The 23,929-nt window shown below is 68.5% G+C and carries 20 protein-coding genes; 11 read left to right on the forward strand and 9 right to left on the reverse strand.

Translation table 11 applies throughout. From position 1 onward, the window contains the following. Positions 1–163 precede the first annotated feature (163 nt). Positions 164–3,028: a preprotein translocase subunit SecA gene (secA, locus tag NA8_RS27645; protein WP_063053273.1), complete on the reverse strand. Its 2,865-nt coding sequence runs from the start codon at positions 3,026–3,028 to the stop codon at positions 164–166. Between the two features lie 512 nt (positions 3,029–3,540). Here secA and NA8_RS27650 point away from each other — a divergent pair. The 7 genes from NA8_RS27650 to NA8_RS34115 all read left to right on the forward strand — a co-directional run bounded on the left by NA8_RS27650 (position 3,541) and on the right by NA8_RS34115 (position 10,706). Next, a complete protein-coding gene (locus NA8_RS27650; protein ID WP_174550144.1) occupies positions 3,541–4,962 on the forward strand; it encodes a WS/DGAT/MGAT family O-acyltransferase in 1,422 nt (473 codons plus the stop codon). Between the two features lie 10 nt (positions 4,963–4,972). Next, positions 4,973–5,521, forward strand: a complete 549-nt coding sequence (locus NA8_RS27655) for a DUF6912 family protein (RefSeq protein WP_062973899.1) — start codon at positions 4,973–4,975, stop codon at positions 5,519–5,521. 125 nt (positions 5,522–5,646) lie between these two features. Beyond that, positions 5,647–6,804, forward strand: coding sequence for a ferredoxin reductase (locus tag NA8_RS27660; RefSeq protein WP_063053275.1), 1,158 nt, complete (start codon positions 5,647–5,649; stop codon positions 6,802–6,804). A 45-nt stretch (positions 6,805–6,849) separates the two neighbouring features. Beyond that, the gene (locus NA8_RS27665) at positions 6,850–8,286 is read left to right on the forward strand and encodes a fatty acid desaturase (RefSeq protein ID WP_063053276.1); all 1,437 of its coding nucleotides are present in this window, start codon (positions 6,850–6,852) and stop codon (positions 8,284–8,286) included. A gap of 99 nt (positions 8,287–8,385) precedes the next feature. Next, entirely contained in the window at positions 8,386–9,642 is a 1,257-nt protein-coding gene (locus NA8_RS27670) for a fatty acid desaturase family protein (protein WP_063053277.1), read from the forward strand. Positions 9,643–9,769: 127 nt separating this feature from the next. Beyond that, on the forward strand, positions 9,770–10,390 hold the full coding sequence (bluB, locus tag NA8_RS27675; RefSeq protein WP_063053298.1) for a 5,6-dimethylbenzimidazole synthase: 621 nt from the start codon (positions 9,770–9,772) through the stop codon (positions 10,388–10,390). 145 nt (positions 10,391–10,535) lie between these two features. Further along, the gene (locus NA8_RS34115) at positions 10,536–10,706 is read left to right on the forward strand and encodes a hypothetical protein (protein WP_157106955.1); all 171 of its coding nucleotides are present in this window, start codon (positions 10,536–10,538) and stop codon (positions 10,704–10,706) included. Positions 10,707–10,784: 78 nt separating this feature from the next. Here the strand turns inward: NA8_RS34115 and NA8_RS27680 are convergent, their stop codons facing one another. Beyond that, positions 10,785–12,077 (reverse strand): acetyl-CoA C-acyltransferase, encoded by a 1,293-nt coding sequence (locus tag NA8_RS27680; protein WP_063053278.1) that lies wholly within the window; start codon positions 12,075–12,077, stop codon positions 10,785–10,787. Between the two features lie 310 nt (positions 12,078–12,387). Between NA8_RS27680 and NA8_RS27685 the strand changes: the two genes are divergently transcribed. From NA8_RS27685 to NA8_RS27700, 4 genes are read left to right on the forward strand one after another with little or no spacing between them, the layout of a single operon-like run. Continuing rightward, positions 12,388–13,089: a helix-turn-helix domain-containing protein gene (locus NA8_RS27685; RefSeq protein WP_063053279.1), complete on the forward strand. Its 702-nt coding sequence runs from the start codon at positions 12,388–12,390 to the stop codon at positions 13,087–13,089. A gap of 10 nt (positions 13,090–13,099) precedes the next feature. Continuing rightward, complete coding sequence (locus NA8_RS27690) at positions 13,100–13,534, forward strand: hypothetical protein (protein ID WP_063053280.1); 435 nt, start codon at positions 13,100–13,102, stop codon at positions 13,532–13,534. 46 nt (positions 13,535–13,580) lie between these two features. Then, positions 13,581–14,105: a hypothetical protein gene (locus NA8_RS27695; RefSeq protein ID WP_063053281.1), complete on the forward strand. Its 525-nt coding sequence runs from the start codon at positions 13,581–13,583 to the stop codon at positions 14,103–14,105. Further along, positions 14,102–15,178 (forward strand): MAB_1171c family putative transporter, encoded by a 1,077-nt coding sequence (locus NA8_RS27700; protein ID WP_063053282.1) that lies wholly within the window; start codon positions 14,102–14,104, stop codon positions 15,176–15,178. Before NA8_RS27695 ends, NA8_RS27700 begins: the two co-directional genes overlap by 4 nt. Before the next feature lie 63 nt (positions 15,179–15,241). Here the strand turns inward: NA8_RS27700 and hpf are convergent, their stop codons facing one another. From hpf to ahcY, 7 genes are all read right to left on the reverse strand, one after another. After that, positions 15,242–15,856, reverse strand: coding sequence for a ribosome hibernation-promoting factor, HPF/YfiA family (hpf, locus tag NA8_RS27705; protein WP_245664033.1), 615 nt, complete (start codon positions 15,854–15,856; stop codon positions 15,242–15,244). 303 nt (positions 15,857–16,159) lie between these two features. Further along, complete coding sequence (locus NA8_RS27710; protein ID WP_063053283.1) at positions 16,160–16,804, reverse strand: ComF family protein; 645 nt, start codon at positions 16,802–16,804, stop codon at positions 16,160–16,162. A 132-nt stretch (positions 16,805–16,936) separates the two neighbouring features. Beyond that, entirely contained in the window at positions 16,937–18,760 is a 1,824-nt protein-coding gene (gene lpqB, locus NA8_RS27715; RefSeq protein WP_063053284.1) for an MtrAB system accessory lipoprotein LpqB, read from the reverse strand. Then, the gene (gene mtrB / locus NA8_RS27720; RefSeq protein ID WP_439957424.1) at positions 18,757–20,763 is read right to left on the reverse strand and encodes an MtrAB system histidine kinase MtrB; all 2,007 of its coding nucleotides are present in this window, start codon (positions 20,761–20,763) and stop codon (positions 18,757–18,759) included. The genes lpqB and mtrB overlap by 4 nt, the downstream gene beginning before the upstream one ends. Positions 20,764–20,807: 44 nt before the next feature. After that, entirely contained in the window at positions 20,808–21,485 is a 678-nt protein-coding gene (gene mtrA / locus NA8_RS27725) for an MtrAB system response regulator MtrA (RefSeq protein ID WP_039800350.1), read from the reverse strand. 78 nt (positions 21,486–21,563) lie between these two features. After that, positions 21,564–22,211, reverse strand: a complete 648-nt coding sequence (locus NA8_RS27730; protein WP_063053285.1) for a dTMP kinase — start codon at positions 22,209–22,211, stop codon at positions 21,564–21,566. Positions 22,212–22,347: 136 nt separating this feature from the next. Further along, a complete protein-coding gene (gene ahcY, locus NA8_RS27735; RefSeq protein ID WP_063053286.1) occupies positions 22,348–23,832 on the reverse strand; it encodes an adenosylhomocysteinase in 1,485 nt (494 codons plus the stop codon). Positions 23,833–23,929: the final 97 nt, after the last annotated feature.

Here is a 23,929-nt window from a genome sequence, read left to right on the forward strand (position 1 = left end):
GCGGCGCGTTCGGCTTCCCACTCGCGTGTCGTGATGCACCGGCGGACCAGCCGTCCGTGCGGTCGCGCCCGGTCGGTGCTGCCGAAACCGTCCGATCCGTACGGACCCCACGACACGGCGAAGGCGCCCGAGGAGACCTCGGGCGCCTTCGGTTTTCAGCGGTTCAGTGGCGGCGGCGGGACTTCGGGCCGCGTCGGCCCTTCGCGTCCGCGCGAGCCGCCTCGCGGCGCTCACGGCGGGTGGGCTGCGGGGAACCGTCCGCGCCGTATTCCTCGGCGTCGCTGTGCACCGCGGCCCGGCCACCCTCGTCGGGGCCGGAGTAGCTGAAACCGCGCTGGGCGGTCTCATCGATGCCCCGGGCCCGCAGGGCCGCGGGCGCGGCGTGCCCGTTGGCGACCCGAGCCTCCTCGGTGGGCAAGGCGGGCGGGGCGGGCGGCGCTCCGACCGGCGAACGCAGGCCCGGGCCGACGGCGACGCCTTCCGGCTGCGGCTGCTGCACCTCGACCTGCAGGTTGAACAGGAAGCCGACCGACTCCTCCTTGAGGCCGTCGAGCATCGCGGTGAACATGTCGAAGCCCTCGCGCTGGTACTCCACCAGCGGGTCGCGCTGCGCCATCGCGCGCAGCCCGATGCCCTCCTTGAGGTAGTCCATCTCGTAGAGGTGCTCGCGCCACTTGCGGTCGAGCACCGACAGCAGCACCTGCCGTTCCAGGTTGCGCATGCTGCCCTCGCCTGCCAGGCCGTCGATCTCGGCCTCGCGGCGCTCGTACGCGTCGTGCGCGTCGTCCAGCAGCGCTTCGAGCAGCTCCTCGCGGGTCAGCTCGCCCGCCTCGCCGACCTCGGTCTCGCCGGTCAGGTCCCGGTAGTCCAGGCTCACCGGGTACAGCGTCTTCAGCGCCGTCCACAGTTTGTCCAGATCCCAGTCCTCGACGTAGCCATCGGCGGTGGCGCCGTCCACGTAGGCGGTGATCACGTCGGTGATCATGCTCTGGACCTGGCCCTCCATGTCCTCGCCGCGCAGGATCCGGTTGCGCTCGCCGTAGATGATGGTGCGCTGCTGGTTCATCACCTCGTCGTACTTGAGGACGTTCTTGCGGATCTCGAAGTTCTGCTGCTCGACCTGCGTCTGCGCGCTCTTGATGGCCTTGGACACCATCTTCGCCTCGATCGGCACGTCGTCGGGCAGGTTCAGCCGCGTCATGATCGCTTCCAGCGCGGCGCCGTTGAACCGGCGCATCAGCTCGTCGCCCAGCGACAGGTAGAAGCGGGACTCGCCCGGGTCGCCCTGACGACCGGAGCGGCCGCGCAGCTGGTTGTCGATGCGGCGTGACTCGTGCCGCTCGGTGCCGAGCACGTAGAGCCCGCCCGCGTCGCGCACCGCGTCGGCGTCCTCGGCGGTCTGGGCCTTGACCTGGTCCAGAGTGGGCAGCCAGGCGCGCTCGTACTCCTCCGGCGTCTCGACCGGGTCGAAGCCCTGCTTGCGCAGCAGGATGTCGGCGATGATGTCCGGGTTGCCGCCGAGCACGATGTCGGTACCACGGCCTGCCATGTTCGTCGCGACGGTCACCGCGCCCGGCCTGCCGGCCTCGGCGATGATCTCGGCTTCCTTCTCGTGGAACTTCGCGTTCAGTACGTTGTGCGGGATGCCGCGCTTGGTGAACTGCTTGGACAGGTACTCCGAGCGCTCGACACTGGTGGTGCCGATCAGCACCGGCTGGCCGTTCTCGTGCCGCTCGGTGACGTCGTCGACCACGGCGGAGAACTTGGCCTCCTCCGTCTTGTAGATCAGGTCGGACTGGTCGGCGCGGACCATCGGCTTGTTGGTCGGGATGGGGACCACGCCGAGGTTGTAGATCTGATGCAGCTCGGCGGCCTCGGTCTCGGCCGTGCCGGTCATGCCGGAGAGCTTGTCGTAGAGGCGGAAGTAGTTCTGCAGCGTGATCGTGGCCAGGGTCTGGTTCTCCGGCTGGATCTCCACCCCTTCCTTGGCCTCGATCGCCTGGTGCATGCCCTCGTTGTAGCGGCGCCCGACCAGGATGCGGCCGGTGAACTCGTCGACGATGATCACCTCGCCGTCGCGGACGATGTAGTCCTTGTCGCGGGTGTAGAGCTCCTTGGCCTTGATGGCGTTGTTCAGGTAGCTCACCAGCGGCGAGTTGGCGGCCTCGTAGAGGTTGTCGATGCCGAGCTGGTCCTCGACGAACTCGACGCCCGCCTCGTGCACGCCGATCGTGCGCTTCTTGATGTCGACCTCGTAGTGCAGGTCCTTCTTCAGCAGCGGCGCGATGCGCGCGAACTCGGCGTACCACTTCGAGGAGGCGTCGGCCGGACCGGAGATGATCAGCGGGGTGCGCGCCTCGTCGATGAGGATGGAGTCGACCTCGTCGACGATGGCGAAGTTGTGCCCGCGCTGCACCAGGTCGTCCAGCGAGTGCGTCATGTTGTCGCGCAAGTAGTCGAAGCCGAACTCGTTGTTCGTGCCGTAGGTGATGTCGGCGCCGTAGGCCACCCGCCGCTGCGCGGGGCTCATGCCGGACAGGATCACGCCCACCTCGAGGCCGAGGAAGCGGTGCACGCGGCCCATCCACTCGGAGTCGCGCTTGGCCAGGTAGTCGTTGGTGGTGACAACGTGCACACCATCACCGCTGATCGCGTTGAGATAGGCGGGCAGCACCGAGGTGAGGGTCTTGCCCTCACCGGTCTTCATCTCGGCGATATTGCCCGTATGCAGCGCGGCGCCGCCCATGATCTGCACCTTGTAGTGCTTCTGGTTGAGCACCCGCCAGGACGCCTCACGCGCGACCGCGAACGCCTCGGCCATCAGCTGGCCGAGCGGATCGGTCTCGCCTTCCTCGGCCATCTCGGCGTAGCGCTCGCGGAACTCGTCCGTTTTCGCCCGTAGCTCCGCGTCGCTGAGGTCTTCGTAGTCCGGTTCGAGGGCGAGGACCTGGTCGGCGAAATGCGCGAGCCGCTTGACCATGCGACCCTCACCAATCCGTAGCAACCTCGTCAGTGTCAGCGCAGGCACGGGTCTCGTCAGTCCTCTGGTCGGTGTGTCAAATCGTGTCGTCGGCCCCCGGGCCGGTGCGGGCCCACGCGGTTGCGCGGAATCCGCTGCATGTTTCATGGTAATGCTCTGTCCGATGTGCAGCGCCTGCGGCGCTGCGTGTTCGCACCCCCTTCGTGTTCGCTGCCCATGCTAGGTCTCGCCGCGCTCGAAACCGGTGGGCCGATGTGGGCGGGTGATGTGGTTCTCATGCGACCTCGGTGTGCGCGGCACGGTGGAGGAGGTGAACGGCATCGTTCGCGACTTCGTCGTCATGTGTGCGACAACCGACGGGCAGTTTCGACCGTGCGACCCGGTGCGAACTGTGATCGGATCGAGGCACCGAGGGCGAGTGGGCGGCGTGCCACCGAATCCAGGGGTGCGGGAATAGGGTGTAGGAGATTCATCGGAAATGCCGCAACAGCCGGGGTAACGGGCGCTGCGGCAGCACAATGAAGCGGGGGACGGTATCGGCAAAAGGAGTACCGGGCAGCGTGATCACGAGACTGACGCCGCAGGACACGGCCTTCTACCGGCTCGAGTCGAGTAGCAATCCGATCCATATCGGCTCTCTCGCGATCCTGCGGAACAGCGAACCGGCCGACGGCGCGGGCCGTGCGGTTCTGGACTACGACCGGCTGGTCGACCTGGTCGAGAGCAGGCTTCCGCTGGTGCCGAGGTACCGGCGCAAGGTGCGGGAGATCCCGCTGTCGCTCGGGCGGCCGGTCTGGGTCGAGGACAGCAGGTTCGACATCACCTACCACATCCGGCGCTCTGCGCTCCCCGGCCCCGGCACCGACGAACAACTGCACGAGCTGGTCGCCCGGCTCACCTCCCACCCCTTGGATCCGGCGCGGCCGCTGTGGGAGATGTACCTGATCGAACGGCTGTCCGACGGCCGCTGCGCGATCTTCACCAAGACGCATTCCGCCCTGGTGGACGGGGACACCGCGCTGGAGATCGGTCACGTGATCCTCGACGCGGGGCCCGCGCCCCGCGAACTGGCCGGTGACGATTGGATCGCGCCGCGCGAACCCGGCGAGGTCGAGCTGCTGGTGGGCGCGCTGGCCGATCTCGCCGCGCAACCGCGCAAGGCGCTGGAAGTGGCCCGCGACGCGAGCGCGGGGGCCTTCGCGGTGCTCGGGACGGCGGGCAAGGCGGTCGAGTCGGTGGTCGCCGCGGTGCGCACCGCGGCGACCGGCGCGCCCGCCAGCCCGTTGAACGCCCGTACCTCGCGTAACCGGCGCTTCGACGTGGTGCGCACCGACCTGGCGGACTACCGCACGATCCGCAGGCGTTTCAGCTGCTCGATCAACGACGCGATCCTCGCCGTGGTCACCGGAGCGCTGCGCAACTGGCTGCTCTCGCGCGGGGAAGCGCTCACCGAGTCGACCGCGCTGCGGGCGGTGGTGCCGATGTCGGTGTATGTCGAGGGAGCCGATGGCGACCAGGCGCAATCGGCGAGCGAGGTGTCGTCGTTCCTGATCGATCTGCCGGTCGGCGAACCGAATCCGGTGATGCGGCTGTCGCACATCGCGCACGCGACCGAGCTCAACGGTCGGCAGCGGCGCGGCGTCCGCGCGCGCACCCTCGTGCATCTGGCCGGTTTCGCTCCGGCCAGCCTGCATGCGATGAGCGTGCGCGCGGCGAGTACGTTCGCAGAACACACGTTCAATCTGGTGATCACCAACGCGCCGGGTCCGCAGGCGCCGATGTACATCGGCGGCGCGCGGATGCTGGAGATGTACCCGGTGTCGCCACTGCTGCGCAATCAGGCATCGAGCATCGGGATCACGTCCTACGACGGACGGGTGTTCTACGGTCTCAACGCCGACCGCGACGCGATGGCCGACATCGGCGTGCTCGCCACGGCGGTGCGCGATTCCATGGAGGAGATGCTCGGTGCCTGCGTCTGATCAGAACAAGCTGCGGGTCTACATCCCAGCTACGGTGCCGATGCTGCGCGAGCTGGTCGACAACCGGGAACTGTCCGCCGTCGGCGGGACCGCGTTCGCGGTGACGCCCGCGCTGCGCGAGGCCTACGCCTCCGGCGACGACGAGGAGCTCGGCGAAGTCGCCATGAACGAGGCCGCCCGCGCCTCGCTGCGGCTGCTCGCCGCCGAACGCGAGGCGATCGGATCGTCGGAGGAGTCCGACGACGAGGCCGCGCCGGTCGCGGGCGGCAGTCCCGTCTACCGGCGCGCGGTGATCGCCGCCGACGTGACCGGCGCGAAACTGCGGCCCGACCTCGACGACGCGGTGGTCCGGCTGGCCGGTCCGATCGGCTACCAGCAGATCGCCTCGGTGCACGTCGATCTGGCCGACGCCGAACCGCAGGTGGCCAAGGCCGTCGACGTGGTGGACGCGGCCGATCTCGGCGACACCGACGCGGAGTTCGTCCTCGGGGACGCCGAGGACCATCAGTTGGCCTGGTACGCCGCGCAGGAGCTGCCGTTCCTGCTCGAACTGCTCTGACTCGCGGCCGCGTACTCGGGCTCACCCATCGCGATAACCTACGATGCCGTAACCTTGCTGGCGAGGCATCCGATCGGCGAGACGGCGGCCTGCGCATCCGGACGACAGGGAGATCAACGGCAGCGATGGGTTCGAAAATTGGGAGCTTCTCCGTGCGAAGCGTCCGCGCGTGGCTGGAGGCGCCCGCCGCGAGCGTCGCCGAGCGTGGCGGCAAACTGAACGTGCTGCGCGGGGCAGTGGCGCGGGTGACCACGCCGTTGCTGCCCGACGACTACCTGCACCTGGCCAACCCGCTGTGGTCGGCGCGCGAACTGCGTGGGCGCATCGTGGAGGTGCGCAAGGAAACCGCCGACGCCGCGACGCTGGTGATTCAGCCCGGATGGGGCTTCGACTTCAAATATCAGCCCGGTCAATACATCGGCATCGGCCTCTTGGTCGACGGACGCTGGCATTGGCGTTCGTATTCGCTGACCTGTCCGCCGGATTGGTCGGTGCCGGGCCACGCCGGTAAGCGGTTGATCTCCATCGCCGTGAAGGCGATGCCGGAGGGCTTCCTGTCCAGCCATCTGGTCAGTGGGGTGCCGGTCGGCACCGTCGTCCGGCTCGCCGCCCCGCAGGGCGGATTCGTGTTGCCGTACCCGCCGCCGGAGAAAGTGTTGTTCCTCACCGCGGGCAGCGGCATCACCCCGGTGATGTCCATGCTGCGTGCGATGGACCGTCGTGAGCTGTTCACCGACGTGGCGCATCTGCACTCGGCCCGGACCGCCGACGACGTGATGTTCGGTGCGGAGCTGCGCGCGCTGCACGAGCGCAACCCGAGCTTCGACACCCGTCTGCATCTCACCGCCGAGAAGGGCAAGTTCGCGCTCGCCGACCTCGACACCGAGTTCCCGGATTGGCGCGAACGCCAGACCTGGGCGTGCGGCCCCGCCGGGATGCTCGACGAGCTCGAGAACCACTGGCGTGCGGCGGGCCTGCCGGAACGGCTGCATGTGGAGCGCTTCGAGATCGAGCGCTCGTCGGTCGGTGCGGGCGGCACGGTCACCTTCGGTAAAACCGGTCGCACGGTCGAGGCCGACGGCGCGACCAGCCTGCTCGAGGCCGGTGAGTCCGCCGGCGTGCAGATGCCGTTCGGCTGCCGGATGGGCATCTGCCAGACCTGCGTGGTCACGTTGAGTTCCGGCCACGCGCGCGACCTGCGCAACGGTGAGGAGCGCCGCGAAGGCGACAAGGTGCAGACCTGCATCTCGGCGGCCGCGGGCGACTGCACCCTGGACGTGTAGTCCAGCGGGTACCCTCGAGGTGGATCGAGTAGGGAAAGGACCCCGGTGGCAATCACCGACATCAAGACATTTGCCCATCTCACCGCGGCCGATATCGAGACACTGGGGCAGGAACTCGATTCCATCCGGCGTTCGGTGGAGCTGTCCCGTGGCGAGCGTGACGCGAAGTACATCCGGCGTGCGATCGCGGCGCAGCGCGGTCTCGAAGTCGCGGCTCGCGCCGTGCTGTTCGGCAGCCGCAACCGCTGGGCCTGGCTGACCGGCACCGCGCTGCTGTCGGTCGCCAAGATCATCGAGAACATGGAGCTCGGGCACAACGTCAGCCACGGGCAATGGGACTGGATGAACGACCCGGAGATCCACTCCACCTCGTGGGAGTGGGACATGACCGGCCCCTCCGCGCAGTGGCGCCGCGCGCACAACTACTCCCACCACACCTATACCAATGTGCTGGGCAAGGACGAGGATCTCGGCTTCGGCATCCTGCGGATGACCCGGGACGAGCCTTGGCGGCCGATCCACCTGGTGCAGCCGTTGGCGAACCTGCTGCTGGCCGCGACCTTCGAGTGGGGCATCGCGCTGCACGACTGGAGCATCGAGAAGGAGTTGGCCGGCACCCCTCCCCGCGAGCTGATGTCGGAGCCGAACGTTGCGTTCGGACGCAAGATCCGCCGTCAGGTGGCCAAGGACTTCCTGTTCTACCCCGCGCTCACCGGCCCGGCGTTCAAGCAGACGCTGAAAGCGAACGCGACGGCGAACCTGGTGCGCAATCTCTGGGCGTACGCGGTGATCTTCTGCGGCCACTTCCCGGACGGCGCGGAGAAGTTCACCATCGAGCAGCTGGAGAACGAGACCAGCGGCGAGTGGTACCTGCGTCAGATGCTCGGCAGCGCGAATTTCAAGGCCGGGCCCGCCATGGCGTTCATGAGCGGCAACCTCTGCTACCAGATCGAGCACCACCTGTTCCCCGATCTGCCGAGCAACCGGTACCCCGAGATCGCGGTGCGGGTCCGCGAGCTGTGCGACAAGTACGACCTGCCCTACACCACCGGGTCGCTGGGCAAGCAGTATCTGCTCGCCTTCCGCACGATCCACAAGCTGGCACTGCCGGACCGGTTCCTCAAGGCGACCGCCGACAACGCGCCCGAGACCTCCTCGGAACGCAAGTTCGCCGGTATCACGCTGCCGTCGCTCGGCACGGAGTCCACGCACTGGCTGCGCATCGATCCGGAGACCGGCAAGCGGCGCGGTCTGCGCTCGGCGTTGCACGAGGCGAAGGTCGTGCTGAAGGAGAAGGCGCGGCAGGAGAAGGAGATGCTGCGCGAGGCCAAGGCGGCGCTGAAGGAGAAGGCCGAGCACGAGGGTCAGGTGCTGCGGGAAGCCACGGTCGCGCTCCAGGAACGAGCCCGGCACGAACAAGCGGCGCTGCGCGAAAAAGCCATGCGGGACAGGCGATTTCGCTTTCTCCGAAGGGCGCGGTAATCTACCAGCCGACAACCAGTATCGCAATAGGGTGATTGACACATCCGCGCGGCGCACCTCGCAACCTACGCTTTCGTAACTTACGGTAAAGTAACCCGTATGGCGATCTCGGATGTCAAGGAATACGCGCACCTCACCGAGGCCGACGTGGAAGCACTCGGCGCGGAATTCGACGCGATCCGGCGGGAAATCGAAGCCTCGCGCGGCGAGCGCGACGCGAAGTACATCCGCAATGTCATCAGGTTGCAGCGAGCTCTCGAGATCAGCGGCCGGGCGGTGCTGTTCGCCAGCCCGGTCCGCGCGGCGTGGCTGGCCGGCGTCGCCCTGCTCGGCACCGCCAAGATCATCGAGAACATGGAGATCGGGCACAACGTCATGCACGGGCAGTGGGACTGGATGAACGATCCGGAGATCCACTCCAGCTCGTGGGAATGGGACAACACCGGCGCAGCAAAGCACTGGAAGCACACCCACAACTACCTGCACCACAAGTACACCAACGTGCTCGGCATGGACGACGACATCGGCTACGGCCTGCTGCGGGTGACGCGCGACCAGCGCTGGAAGCCGTTCAACCTGGGTAACCCGATCTACAACCTGGTGCTGCAGCTGTTCTTCGAGTACGGCGTCGCCATCCAGCACATGGAGCTGGGCAAGCTGGTGGCGGGCCGGTACAAGCCGGGCTCGCCCGAGCGGGCCGAGTTCGAGCGCAAGCGCAGCGAGGCGCTCACCAAGATGGGCAAACAGATCCTCAAGGATTACGTCATCTTCCCCGCCCTCACCGGCCCGGCGTTCTTCTCCACGCTGACGGCCAACCTGGCGGCCAACGCGATCCGCAACGTCTGGTCCAACGCGGTCATCTTCTGCGGGCACTTCCCCGACGGCGCGGAGAAGTTCACCAAGGCCGACATCGACGGTGAGACGCACGGCCAGTGGTACCTGCGCCAGATGCTCGGCAGCGCCAACATCTCCGGTGGCCCGGTCATGCACTTCATGACCGGCAACCTGAGCCACCAGATCGAGCACCACCTGTTCCCCGACCTGCCGAGCAACCGATACGCCGATATCGCCGTGCGGGTGCGCGAGCTGGCCGACAAGTACGACCTGCCCTACACCACCGGCTCGCTTCCGGTGCAGTACTTCAAGGCGTGGCGCACCATCCTCAAGCTGTCGCTGCCGAACAAGTACCTGCGGGCCACCGCCGACGACGCGCCGGAGACCGCCTCGGAACGCAAGTTCGGGGGCAGCGCCGCGGCCACCATCGATCCGGTGACCGGCCGGCGCCGTGGTCTGCGCACCGCGCTCGCCCAGGGGCGGCGCCGGCTCGCTCGACGCGGCACGCCCGCGCCGCGCTGAGATTCCACCAGTGACGCTCGTCGGCTCGGCCTCTGATCCGAGCCGACGAGCGTCACTGGTCGCTCGGCCGGGCCGTGTGCGGCGAGTTCGCCGGATTTGATTGACTCAGGCGGTGCATCCTGAGGTTCTGAACGTCTATGAGGCCATCCGGCGGCGCCGCGACGTGCGCGCGGAGTTCACCGGCGAGGTCGTGGACGAGGCGACGCTGTGGCGGCTGCTGGATGCCGCGCACCGGGCTCCCAGCGTAGGCAATTCGCAGCCCTGGGATTTCGTGGTGGTCCGCGATCCGGCGACGCTGCGCAAGTTCGCCGACCATGTGGCGCGCAAGCGCATCGAGTTCCGGGACGCGCTGCCGCCCGATCGCGCCGCCACCTTCGAGCCGATCAAGATCGAGGGCATCCTGGAGAGCGGCACCGGGGTCGTGGTCTGCTACGACCACGATCGCGGCGGACCGCAGGTGCTCGGGCGGGCCACGGTACCCGAAACCGGTATCTACTCCGCGGTTCTCGCCATCCAGAATCTCTGGCTGGCGGCTACCGCCGAAGGCGTCGGCGTCGGGTGGGTGTCGTTCTATGATCCCGGCTTCCTGTCCGACCTGATCGGCCTTCCGGAGGGCGTCCGCACCGTCGCCTGGCTGTGCGTCGGGCCGGTGCGCGAATTCCAGCGCGTCCCCGATCTCGAGCGCTTCGGCTGGCGCGCGGGCAGACCGCTCACCGAGGCGGTGCACCGCGAAACCTATCGCGGCTGATCTGCGCGTCCCGGTCTCGCATCGTTACGCAAATGTGTGGATCGTTCATGGTTCAATCGGATGCCCACTGGGTACGACAAGGGCGAAACTGCCTCTGACGCAGTGTTCTTCACGTGATTTCGTCGGTTCCAGGAGGTTTTTGCACATGGCCAATGTCGATGCTGTTCGGCTGTCGAGCGAGCTGGGCATCGATCTGGCACAGGCGACGTTGCGCCTGCGTCGGGAAGGCATCCCCGGCGAGACCAAGCACCAGACCTGTCTGCGGATCCTCGCGGACGAGGGACGCAAGCGGCGGGGCGCCACGGGCAAGGCCTGAGGACGCCGAGGCGGCGATAGCGAGGCGACCGCCGCCCGGCGCGGGCTCCCGGTCGGCGAGTGCGGCCACCCGCTAACGTCAGACGCGTTCGAGCACCGCCGACGCGCCGATGCCGCCTGCAGCGCAAATCCCCAGCAGCGCCGTATTCTTCCCCGTGCGGGCCAGCTCGTTGGCCATGGTGGTCACCATGCGCGCTCCGGTGGCTCCGAACGGGTGGCCGAGCGAGATCGAGCCGCCGTGCACGTTCAGCTTGTCGATGTCCACCTCACCGACGGCGGTGTCGCGATCCAGCCGGGTCTTGGCCCACTCGTCGCTGGCGAGCGCGGTCAGCACCGCCAAGGTCTGGGCGGCGAAGGCCTCGTGGATATCGACGAGATCGGCGTCGCCCAGCGACATCCCGGCCTTGTCCAGCGCCCGAGGCATCGAGATGGCCGGACCGATCAGCACCTGATCGGCCGGATCCACGCTCACGTAGCTCCACGACCGGAACGCCGCCAGCGGTCGATACCCGAGGGCATGCGCCTTCTCCTCGCTCATCAGCAGCACCGCGGCGGCCCCGTCGGTGAGCGGGCTGGCGTTGCCCGCGGTCACGCTGCCGTCCGCGGCGAAAACCGGCTTCAGAGCGGCCAGTTTCGCGATGCTGGTATCGCCGCGTACCAAGCCGTCGCGCAGGATCTCCACGTCTTCGGGAGTGCGGACTCGCAGCACTTCGTCGTCGAACCGGCCGGACTCGATGGCGGCCGCCGCGCGATGGTGCGAGCGGGCGGCGAACTCGTCCTGGTCCGCGCGGCTCACGCCGTGGATGCGAGCCATCTTCTCGGCCGACTCGCCCATCACCTCACCGGTGGTGCGCTCGGCGATCCTGGGCCGGCTCGGCAGCAGATCGGTGAACGGCGCGAGGCGCGCGACCGCAGACAGGTAGTCCTTCGGCTTCGGCTTGCCCAGCGCCAGCGGCGCCGCCGCGTGCACAACCTTCTGCGGCAGCTTGACCTCGGCGTTCGAGGTGGAATCACTGCCGCCCGCGATCATGATGTCGTACTCGCCCCGCTCGATCGCGGCCGCGGCCGAGGTGACCGCCTGCAAGCCGGAGGCGCAGGCCCTGGTCACCGTGTAGCCCTCACAGCCCGGGTCCAGCCGCAGGTCCAGCGCGATCTCCCGGGCGATGTTCGGCGCCGCGCCAGGCAGGATGACACCGCCCCAGACGATCGCCTCCACTTGCGCGCCGGGCAGCCCGGTTCGCTCCAGCAGTCCCCGTACCGCGGCGTCGGCCAGCGCGATGGAATCCATCCGCGTGTATCCGGTGAACGCGCGCAGGAACGGCGTGCGCGCACCGGACACGATCACGGCACGGCGAGCAGCTTTGGTGGCCATGCGATTTCCTTTCGAAAGCCTCTGGCCACCAAACTTACTCTAAAGTAAGTTCACCGTCGACCCCCTTCGCCGACGGTGAACCCGACGTAGCGGCACTCCCCTCCACCGCCGCTGAACCGGTCCGCCGCGCGCCGTTGAGCGGCAGACCGGAGACGCCCGTCCCGGCGAACGCCCCTGCCCGTTCCGGAACCGCCGCAGGCCCTCCCCGGGACCTTCCGACGCAAAGAACCGTAACAAACTTTCTACCGATTTTCCAAATAGTTTCTATTGATTTGCTTAAGACCTCCCAGCGGCTTACCATGAACGCACTATGCATAGCCCTTCGGAGCTGTCGCGGCAGAAGAGATTCGGGCGAATCATCAGAGAACGCCGGGACGAGCTCGGCCTCACCCAGCTACAGATCGGCGACCTCGGGGGACCTTCGGCGCCGACCATCCGGAAGATCGAGGACGGCGAGGCGACCATCAGCATGCAGACGCTGAACAAGCTCGACGCCCCGCTGCGATGGTTGCCGGGCAGCGCCGCACGCACCTACGCCGGCGGCGTCCCCGCCGCCGACGAACCCGCGAACGCTCCGCGCGGCGCAGGCGAATCGGTGGTGGCGGGCCCGGACGCGATCCGCTTCGAAATCTCCGACCTCACCGGTCTTCTGGCGGCGTCGGGCAGGCTCACCGACGCCGTCGAGAACGGTCGCACCGCCGACCCGCAGGTGGTCGCGGCGATCGCGGAACTCAACCGGGTGGTCTCCAAGCTGTCCGCGCGGTACGCGACCGCCATGCTCGAACGCAACGGCGGACCGGGCAGGCAAGTGCATCCGCTGGTGGAGATGGCCTTCGCGCACCTGCTCGCGATCCCGGCGGAGGCCAGCGACCCCGGCGAGTTACAGGAACGCCGGTACCGCCGCTGGCTGGCCGGTCGATCGGAGGATATCGATGCGGCGACCGAAGCCCGATTCCGTGCACGCTGGCTGGCGGCCAACATGGCGACAGCAACGGTTCGAAACGGTGAGTGACGAGGCAGCCATGACCGACAACGGACCCGACCGCGCGGCACTCACGCTGAGCCGCAAGATCAATCGGCTGTTCGCCGTCGTGCATCCGCGCGACACACCGGAACGCAGCGTCGAATCCGTCGCCGAGCAGGTAGGCGATTTCCTCGGCCGCCCGGTGCCGCACGGCTACCTGACCCGCCTGCGCGCCGGGGAGTTCGACGACGAGAACGCGCGCTCCGTCGATCCCGAGATCCTCGCCGCGGTGGCGCGCAGCTTCGGCGTGGCCGCCGACTATCTGCTCACCCGTGGCCCCGCCGCCGACGCGATCGACCGGGAACTCGAATTGCTCGCCACCATGCGCGACGCCAACGTCGCCAGCATCGCGCTGCGCGGTTCCAACATCGATCGGGCCATGCTGGCCGAGATCATCCGGAGCACGGAAGGGTCGACGCCGCCGAGTCGGTAGCATGCCTTCTACATGGGCCACTGAGCTTTTGTAGGAGACCGATCGCATGGCCATCCAGGCCCGGTTCCGGAGCTTGACCCGGGACCTCCCGATACCCCACCCATGGGATTTACAGACCTACCTCGATGATGTCGCGGCGTACCGGGGCCGCAGCATCAGCCTGCTACCGATCGATACCGCGCTGCTCGCGGGGACCGGATGCGGCACGGGCAGCGGCCTGTGGATCGCGAAGCAGGACAGCGATGTCATCGCCTACGGCGCGGACACCACCGAGTGGCACGCCGAGCACATCATCGTGCACGAGCTCGGGCACATGTTGCTCGGACACGGCCCGGAGCAGTCCGAATCCGGTGAGCCGCCGACGAGCGCACCGACCGTGGCGGCGGTCGCCGACCTGCTGCCCTCGATCTCGGCCGAGTCGATCGCCCACGTGCTCGGCCGCACCGACTACGGCACCCGGCGCGAACGAGACGCGGAGACCTTCGCCGACATGGTGATGCTGCACGCCATGCGTCCGCCGCGCCGCGATTCGCTGCTGCACCGCACATTCTTCCGCGACCGGCGGCGGTGACCTCGCCGGTCCCGGCGCCGATCGCGATTCCGCTGATCGTGTTCGTCGCGGTGGTCGTGCTCGGGCGTCGTTTCGTGCTGCACCACGCCACCGTCGATCGCCTCCTCAACCGGGCCATGCTGTGGGGCATCGCCACGTTGATCCTGCTCGAACGCGGCATCGCACCGGAGATCGGCAGTCTGCTGCACCAGCTTTCGATGGGCACGCTGTTGATGGAGGTGGTCGGCCTGTACGGCGCGGCCCGGCTGTGGTCCGGCGCCGACCCCGCCGCCGCGTTCGCCCGGCAGCGGGTCTACGACCTCGCCGGCCTGGCCGGAGCGGCGATCATCCTGGTCGTGGGGACCCCGGCACGCCAGGAGGGACGGCTGGTGGGGCAATCGCCGGACTGGCCGGCTCTGGTGGTGTGGGCGATCCTGTGGATTCCGCTGCTGGCCGCCGGCCGGCTGTGCTGGCGCGCGGCGACGCGCGAACTGCGCTCGAACGAATCGACCGCGGCGGAGCGGATCGTCTACGGGACCCTGCTGGCCACACTGGTCGTGGGGTCCGGAGGCCTGGTCGTCTCCGCCGTACAGCTCGCAGGGCCGGGCGCGACGGCCGATCCAGCCCTGGCGCGCTGGGCCGCACCGACTTTCGCCGTATCGGCGCTCGGCGCGGCACTCCTGGCCGTGCCCCTGGTCGCGTGGCTGCGGGCCCACGCGGGCTGGGACCGCGCCGGACGATACTGCCGACGCCTGCATCCGCTGTGGCGCGATCTGACCGCGGCGGTACCGGAGGTCGTGCTCGAGCCGGACCTGCCCGCGGCCGAATCCGACGCGCGGCTGATCCGCATGACGGTCGAGATCCGCGACGCCCTGATGCACCTGCGGCGCTATCTGCCCGAGGACGCCGCAGGCGCCGACTACGTGGAACAGATCCAGCGCGCCATCGCCGCGAAATCGAGCGGCGCGGCGGTGCGGACGGTGCGGTCGGACCGTCCCGCGGGGCCGCCCGTGGGCGACATCGACTCGGATCTGCGGCTGTTACTCGCGATGGCACGCGACTGGCCGCAAGGTGCGAGAGGCGTCTCGACATGATTCTCCGGGCATCCAGCCGGTGAGCTGAATGCCCGGAGAAGTCGGGACGGATGGTTCGTGCCGTCAGGCCAGGCGGATCAGGCCGTAGTCGAAGGCGTGGCGGCGGTAGACCACCGAGGGCCGGTCGCTCTCCTTGTCGTGGAACAAGAAGAAGTCGTGACCGACGAGCTCCATCTGGTACAGGGCGTCGTCGACGGACATCGGTGTCGCCGAGTGCACCTTCGTGCGCACGATGTGGCCGGGACCGGCCTCGTAATCCTGCTCGCGCCCTTGCTCCAGGTGGGTGTGCGCGGCATCGGACTCGGTGAGCCGTTCGAACAGGGAGTCATCCACCAGATCGGCGGTAGCCTGGGCGACCGACAGCGGCGTCTTGTCGCCGTAGTGCACCCGGCGCCGATCCTTGGTGCGGCGCAGCCGGCTCTCCAGCTTCGCGGTCACCGACTCGAAGGCGGCGTAGAAGCTGTCCGCGCAGGCCTCGGCCCGCACGACGGGACCCTTTCCGCGCGCGGTGATTTCGACGCGCTGACAGTTCTTGCGCTGACGCCGGTTGCGCTCGTGGAACAGCTCCACGTCGAAGAGGAAGATCGATGGATCGAAGCGTTCTAATCGGGAGAGTTTTTCCGCGACGTAAATACGAAAATGGTCGGGCACCTCGACGTTGCGGCCCTTCACCACGATGTCGCCGCGTGGCGCACGTGGTCGTTCCGCTGCGGTTTGCTCGGGTGCTGCTGCCTGGGTGCCGGAGTCCAGCACCGAAGGAGCGGGATCTTTCACTGAAGGTCGTGAAGAAGTCGTCACGCGTACCTCCCGGATCTGGCCGCACCGACCGATTCCAGTGCGGCGGGATTGAGCCGTGCCGATCGATAATTACTCGGCACAAGTTGTCCGAGGCGCCACCTCCAAACTTGCGGTTCGGGTGTGTGTCCGCGACGCTAGTCCGCCGACGCGCTGATCGCCAGTGTTCACGCAAATTTCCCGGAGTCAAGCAACACACGTAACCAGAACGCCATGTGTCGGCAATCCGGTGCGCCGCAGAGCACGCACCGATTCGCTCGCCGTGGCGCCGGTGGTCAGTACGTCGTCGACCAGCACTATCTCGGCATTCGCCGGTATTCCCCAATCGGCGACACAGCCGGGGGCGGTGCCCACCCGCCCTTCCAGGTTGCGAGCCCGCTCGGCGGGTGTCAAGCCGACCGAATCACGCACCTCACGCCCCAATCGCAACAGGGGTACCATCCGGGTATCCGGTAGCCATTGCGCAGCTACCGAGGCGGACCGCAGCACCGGATCGCCGCCTCGGCGCCGCGCCGCCACGCCCCTGCTCGGCGCGGGAACCAGCACCAAAGGACGGCGCGGCGAACGCAACTCGGCGAGCGCGCCCGCGAGCGCCGCCCCGAGTGGCTTCGCCAGATCCCGCCTGCCTCGTTCCTTGACGGCGAGCACCGCCCGGCGCGCGGGCCCGGCGTACGGCCCCAGCGCCCAGCACGGAACGCCCGGATCGGTGCGCGGCCACACCCGCACCGGCGGGCCTGCCAGGGTGACGGCGCAGTCGGCGCACCAATCGGCACCGGAACGCCCGCAGCCGGCGCAGGCGGCGGGCAGCACCAGATCGAGCAGGGTTCGCATCGACCGAGTGTGCGCCCATCCCCCGACAAGTTCGCCCGCTCAGGTCGACGGCGGCGGCGCGCGATCGTATGCCTCTGCGGCAGGGACGTTTACGCGGTCCACCATGGCCGCGTTTCCGGGGCCGGACGTACCTCAGCCGGGCAGGACGGGTATGGCGTTCGCGCCCAGACCCGGAACCTCGCGCCAGTACGGCTGTCCTTGGTCCGGTGCGGAGGTCAGCTCCAGCACCGCGCGGGAGTCGGCGACGTACTGGTGGTCCGGGCTCGCGCTCACCGAGCGCACCGGCGCGGTCAGATTCTGCGAGGTCAGCGGGGTCGGCTCCGAGCCGTCGACCGACACCGTGCTGACCGGGTCCACATTGCCCTCACGGGCGATGATGATGGTGTCCGCGTCGAGCCAGTCCACCGACACCGCGGCCGTGCTGAGTCCGACGCCCACGGGAAGCGCCGAGGTCAGCGCCACCTTTCCGTCCGGTTTGGGCACGACGACCGCGACGTAGACCCTGCCGTCCGCGATCATCGCCGCCCGCACCCCGGACCGGGAGATCCGTAGTTCGGTGATCGGCAACCGGGGCGAGGTGGTCGAGGATGCCGCCGTCAGCCCGGAGATGTCGACGTTCTGCACCGATACATTGCCGCTGCCCCGGTCATTGACCGCGCGGATCACCCGGTCGCCGTCGACCACCGCCCATGCCGCGCTGCCGTCCGCTGTCCAGGAGGGCCGGGTGATGGTGAAGCCCTCGGCCACCGGAAAGGCGTTGCCGCCGTAGGTGCCGACCATCAGCGTGCGCGACGCCACGCCCGGGGGTCTTCCGGCTTCCGCGACGGCGGCGACGAGCTGACCGTCCGGGGACAACGTCGCCGACTGCAGGTTGTTCACCCCGCCGAAGTAGCCGCCGGCGGGGTTGATACCACCGTTCTCGGCGATCTGCACCAGCCCCCCGCCGCGCAGCGCGTGCAGCCCGGTCTGGTTGCGCGCGGAGGTGGCCGGATTGAACTGCTGCACGTCGGCACCGCTCCACCCGTTCGCGGCGAACCGCTCGTCCAGCGGCTTGCCGTCGGCGAGCAGCAGGTACGGCCCGAGGATGTCGGCGCTGGACAACGTGAGCACCACCTGCGCGGCCAGTAGTTCGCGCTCGCGCGGATTCAACGCCGACGCGCCCGCGAAGTCGATCTTGACGCCGCCGAGCCCGATGCCGACGCCGTCGGGATCACCGTTGGCCTTGGTGATCGCCCCGCGCAGCGCGATCGGCGGCGTCAGCTCGCTGCGCAGCACCGACGCCAGCGCGGGCTGCGGCCCCTCGAGCAACGAGCTGAGCAAGCGCTGGGTCAGCTGGGCTTTCGGCACCGCGAGCCAGCGTAGATCCGGGACGGCCATATTGCCGCTCGGATCGATGAAGTACAGCACGTAGCGGCGGTAGGACTTGAAGAACGCGGTGGAGTCCATGACGACGCCGTCGGGCAATTCGTCGATGCGCCACTCGCCGTTGATCTTGGTCAGCTCGATCTTGTTCTCGACGAAGGGGATATCGTCGTTGGGGCGGTACCCGCCGTCGGCGGACAGCTCCCCGACCTTGCGCGCGCGGATCAGATAGTTGGCTTTGTCGCCGGAGCGCGACTCGCGCAAGGTGTCGGGCTTCTCGACGATGACGGTGCCCGCCGCGTCGTCCCATTGCGTGGAAGCCGCGGGTGTCATGTACTGCCGGGCAGCCAGATGCCGGTTGGCGGGATCGGCGGTGGCCTGGAGGAAGTCGCGCAGCAGCAGATCGGGATCGCGGTTGGCGACCGGTGGCGGCGGGCCTTCGGAGGTGGGTTCCCGGTTGATGGTGCCCAGCGCCTCCGGCGCGGAGGACTCGGGCAGGCTGGCGCAGGCGGTGAGCGGCGCCATGACCGCGAGAACCGTTGCCACCAGCACTGTCAGTCGCCGCCTCCGCGCAGATCTGACACGCATTCTCATGACTGTACGTCCCCCGGTTCGCGCGTCCCGCCGCCCCCGGCCTGCGCCGACTCCGATGCCGATGAGCCGTTCGTTCCGGACGCGTGCGCCTCTTCGGTCGAGGCGGTGTCGGTGGGCTGCGTGCCGCCGGCCGAGGCGTGCGGTGCACCCGCATTCGCCTCCGAGCCGCGTTCCGCGCCCCTGCTGTCTCCCTCATCGCCGCTCGGCCCGCCGCCGCCCGGCTCGCCGGCGTGCTCCGAACGCCCGTTGTCGGGCGCTGTCACGGAGTCGCCCCGCTGCGCATCGACCGGATCGGAGCTGCCCGGCTCAGCGCTATGCGGCGCGGCGTTCGTCCCCTGCGCGGCGCCCGAAACGGTCGAGTCGTGGGTGGCATCGTCCGGTTCGGCGGCGACCGGTGGCGCCGTCACCGCTTCGGCGGGCGGTTCCGGCTCGACCAGGCGCATCGACTTGCGCGCCGGTTCCAGCGGAAGCGGGCTCGGGCCGAGCTTCTTGCCGCGCACCAGCGGCAGCGTCAGGCGGAAGCTGGCGCCGATGCCGGCCTCACCCCAGGCCTCGAGCTTGCCATCGTGCAGGTTCGCGTCCTCCACGCTGATCGACAGGCCGAGACCGGTGCCGCCGGAGCGGCGCATGCGGGACGGATCCGAGCGCCAGAACCGGTTGAAGACCAGCTTCTCCTCGCCCGGCCGCAGGCCGACGCCTTGATCGCGCACGACCACGGCGACGGCATTGGCCTCGACGTCGCCGCGCATCCGGATCAGCACCGGCTTGCCCTCGCTGTGATCGATCGCGTTGGCGAGCAGATTGCGCAGCACGCGCTCCACCCGGCGCGGGTCGACCTCCGCGACGAGCGGGTCCTCCGGCATGTCGCTGATCACCTCGACCCCGGCGTCCTTGGCCAGGTGCCGCACGGTGGAGATCGCGGCTCGCGCGCACATCCGCACGTCCAGCGATTCGACCTGCAGTTCGGCAACGCCCGCGTCGTGCCTGCTGATCTCCAGCAGGTCGTTGAGCAGGCCCTCGAACCGGTCCAACTCATTGACCAGCAACTCGGCGCTGCGGGCCAAGGCGGGATCGAGGTCGTCGCTGCTGCCGTGGATCAGGTCGGCCGCCATGCGCACGGTGGTCAGCGGGGTGCGCAACTCGTGGCTGACGTCGGAGGTGAACCGGCGCTGCAGATTGCCGAACTCCTCCAGCTGGGTGATCTGGTTGGACAGGCTCTCGGCCATCTCGTTGAACGCCTGAGCCAGCCGCGCCATATCGTCCTCGCCGCGCACCAGCATGCGTTCCTTGAGCCTGCCGTCGGCGAATCGGCCCGCGATCCGGGCGGCGGAACGGATCGGCAGGACCACCTGCCTGGTGACCAGCGCGGTGATCGCGGCCAGCAACACCAGCAGCACGATGCCGCCGACCAGCATCGTGCCGCGCATCAGCGACAGGCTGCGTTCCTCGTTCGCCAGCGGGAAGATCAGGTAGATCTCCAGGGTCGGGATCTCCGCGCTCGGGCTGCCGATGATCAGCGCGCGACCGCGGTAGCCATCCGCGTCGTCGACCGTGGCGAACTGGTAGCTCACCTGGTTGCGCTGCACGAACCGGCGCAGTTCGTCGGGCACCTCTTGGATCGGGCCGCGCGGAATCTGCTGCGGCGGCATCCCGCCGATAACGCTCAGCGCCGAATCGAAGCTGCCCGCCGCGCCGGTGGACTGCCCGGTGCCGCCGCGGTTGGACAGCGCGTTGCGGGCTTCCTCCAACCGCTGCGGTTGGGCGCCGATGTCGTGCACACCCGCCAGCTGGCTCTCCACCGTGTTGCGCGCACGGTCCATCTCCTCGACCGCGGCGTTGATCTTGGCGTCCAACAACCGGTCGGTGATCTGACTGGTCAGCACCACGCCCAGGATCGTGATGACGATCAGCGACAGCGTCAGCGTGGACACGATGACGCGCAACTGCAGCGAACGGCGCCACAGGTGGCCTAGGGCAATGCCGACCGCTTGGAACCAGGCCACCACCGGAGCCAGCGATCGTTCCAGACGCGTGATCACGCCATGGATCACGGCGGTCCGGCCTTGTAACCGACACCACGGACGGTCAGCACGATCTCCGGGTTCTCGGGATCCTTCTCCACCTTCGCCCGCAACCGCTGCACATGGACGTTCACCAGGCGGGTGTCGGCGGCGTGCCGGTAGCCCCAGACCTGCTCGAGCAGGACCTCACGGGTGAACACCTGGCGCGGCTTACGAGCCAGGGCGACGAGCAGGTCGAACTCCAGCGGCGTCAGCGAGATCTGCGCGCCGCCGCGGCTGACCTTGTGCGCGGGCACATCGATCACGATATCGGCGATCGACAGCAGCTCGGCGGGCTCCTCCTCGGTCCGGCGCAGGCGGGCCCGCACCCGGGCGACGAGCTCCTTCGGCTTGAAGGGCTTGACGATGTAATCGTCGGCGCCCGATTCCAGACCCAGCACGACGTCGACCGTGTCGGTCTTCGCCGTGAGCATCACGATCGGAACCCCGGAATCGGCCCGCAGCACACGGCACACGTCGATGCCGTTCATGCCGGGCAGCATCAGGTCCAGCAACACCAGATCGGGGCGGATCTCGCGAACCGCCGCCAGGGCCTGTGTGCCGTCGCCGACCACGTGCGGGTCGAACCCTTCCCCGCGCAAGACGATCGTGAGCATCTCCGCGAGTGCCATATCGTCGTCGACGACCAGAATCTTCGGCTTCATAACTACTATGTTGTCATCTCCCAGGCCAGGATCGGGCCGCCACGCCAACACTGGTGCGAACCCACGGCACAGCCAACCTTATCGACCAACGATTTCGGCGATCCGCGCGGCCAGCTCAGCCGGACCGTCGTCGGATCGGTATGTCCACCAGGGTCCGCGCCAGTCGCGTTCGGCCAGCTCACGGTACACCGCACCGGTCCGGTGCTGCAGACCGCCGTCACGCTCGTAGGCGTCGAGGGCGCGCTCGGCGTCGAGTTCGCCACGCCTGCGGGCACGCTCGGCCGCGAGCTCGGTGGGCACATCCAGCAACACCTGCAGGGCAGGCACGGGCAGGGCGAATCTGCGGAACTCCAATTCGCCCACCCAGTCCACGATTTCACCGTCGGCCGACTGCCCGAGCCGGGCGGCCGAGTAGGCGGCGTTGGAGGCGACGTAGCGATCCAGGAGCACAACGTCGTTGTCGGCCAACAGTTTCGACAGCTCGTCCTGCGCGTCCGCGCGGTCCAGCGCGAACAGCAGGGCCATGCCGCTGACCGAGCCCGCCAGGTCGCCGTGCGCGCCACGCAGCGCCTCGGCGGCCAGATCCGCGTGCACCGAGACGCGGTAGCGCGGGAAGGCCACCGTCGCGACGCGGAGCCCGCGCCCACGCAGATCGGCGACAACCCGCTCGATCAGCGTCCGCTTGCCGGCGCCGTCGAGCCCCTCGACCGCTATCAGCACTCCCATGACCAGGCAGACTACCCCGCCCGATACCCGGCGCTCGCACCGACTGACCAGCGAGGATACCGGCCGGGTGCGCCGGGACCGTCCGGCGAGCCGGATGTCCGACCGCCGGACGCGGACGGGACACCCGGCGGCGCGCTCAGTAGCGGTAGTGGTCCGGCTTGTACGGGCCCTCGACGTCGACGCCGATGTATTCGGCCTGGTCCTTGGTGAGCTCGGTGAGCTCGCCGCCGAGCGCTTCGACGTGGATGCGGGCGACCTTCTCGTCCAGGTGCTTCGGCAGCCGGTAGACCTCGTTGTCGTACTGCTCGGGCTTGGTCCACAGCTCGATCTGGGCGATCACCTGGTTGGAGAAGCTGTTGGACATCACGAACGACGGATGGCCCGTCGCGTTGCCGAGGTTGAGCAGACGCCCCTCCGACAGCACCAGGATCGAGCGGCCGCTCTCCTTGAACGTCCACAGGTCGACCTGCGGCTTGATGGTCAACCTCGTTGCGCCGGAGCGCTCCAGCGCCGCCATATCGATCTCGTTGTCGAAGTGGCCGATGTTGCCCAGGATGGCCTGGTCCTTCATCGCCTTCATGTGCTCGAGGGTGATGATGTCCTTGTTGCCGGTCGCGGTGATGACGATGTCGGCCTCGCCGATCGCGTTCTCCACGGTCACCACGTCGTAGCCGTCCATCAGCGCCTGCAGCGCGTTGATCGGGTCGATCTCGGTGACCTGCACCCGCGCGCCCTGTCCGGCAAGCGATTCCGCGCAACCCTTGCCGACATCGCCGTAGCCGCAGATCAATATCTTCTTGCCGCCGATGAGCACGTCGGTGCCGCGGTTGATGCCGTCGATCAGCGAGTGGCGGGTGCCGTACTTGTTGTCGAACTTGCTCTTGGTGACCGAGTCGTTGACGTTGATGGCGGGGAACACCAGCTCACCCGCCGCCGCGAACTGGTAGAGCCGCAGCACGCCGGTGGTGGTCTCCTCGGTGACGCCGCGCACCGACTCGGCGATCTTGCTCCACTTGCCCCGGTCGGTCTCGAACCGCTCGCGCAGCAGGCTCAGGAAGACCTTGTACTCGGCCGAGTGGTCCTCGTCCTCGGGTGGCACCACGCCCGCCTTCTCGAACTGCGCGCCGCGCAGCACGAGCATGGTGGCGTCGCCGCCGTCGTCGAGGATCATGTTGGCCGGCTCACCCGGCCAGGTGAGCATCTGCTCGGCGGCCCACCAGTACTCCTCCAGCGTCTCGCCCTTCCAGGCGAACACCGGGGTGCCCTTGGGCTCCTCGACGGTGCCGTTCGGGCCTACCACCACGGCGGCCGCCGCATGGTCCTGGGTGGAGAAGATGTTGCAGGAGGCCCAGCGGACCTCGGCGCCGAGGCTGGTCAGGGTCTCGATCAGCACCGCGGTCTGCACGGTCATGTGCAGCGAGCCGGAGATGCGCGCGCCCTGCAGCGGCCGCACCTCGGCGTATTCACGGCGCAGCGCCATCAGACCGGGCATCTCGTGTTCGGCCAGACGGATCTCTTTGCGGCCGAAATCGGCCAGCGACAGATCCGCCACCTTGTAGTCGATGCCGTTGCGGACATCGGCGGTCAACGACGTGCGTGCGGGAAGTTCTGAGGTGGTCATCAGCCTCTCCTGGTTCGGCAAGTACCGAGGCAAGGCTAGTCGCTCACGGCCGGGTGCGGACTACGCGGCCGTCCTCTTCGCTCGGCCCGGCGCCGGC

The organism is Nocardia arthritidis NBRC 100137 (assembly GCF_001612765.1).
In the GTDB taxonomy this organism is placed as follows: Bacteria; Actinomycetota; Actinomycetes; order Mycobacteriales; family Mycobacteriaceae; genus Nocardia; species Nocardia arthritidis.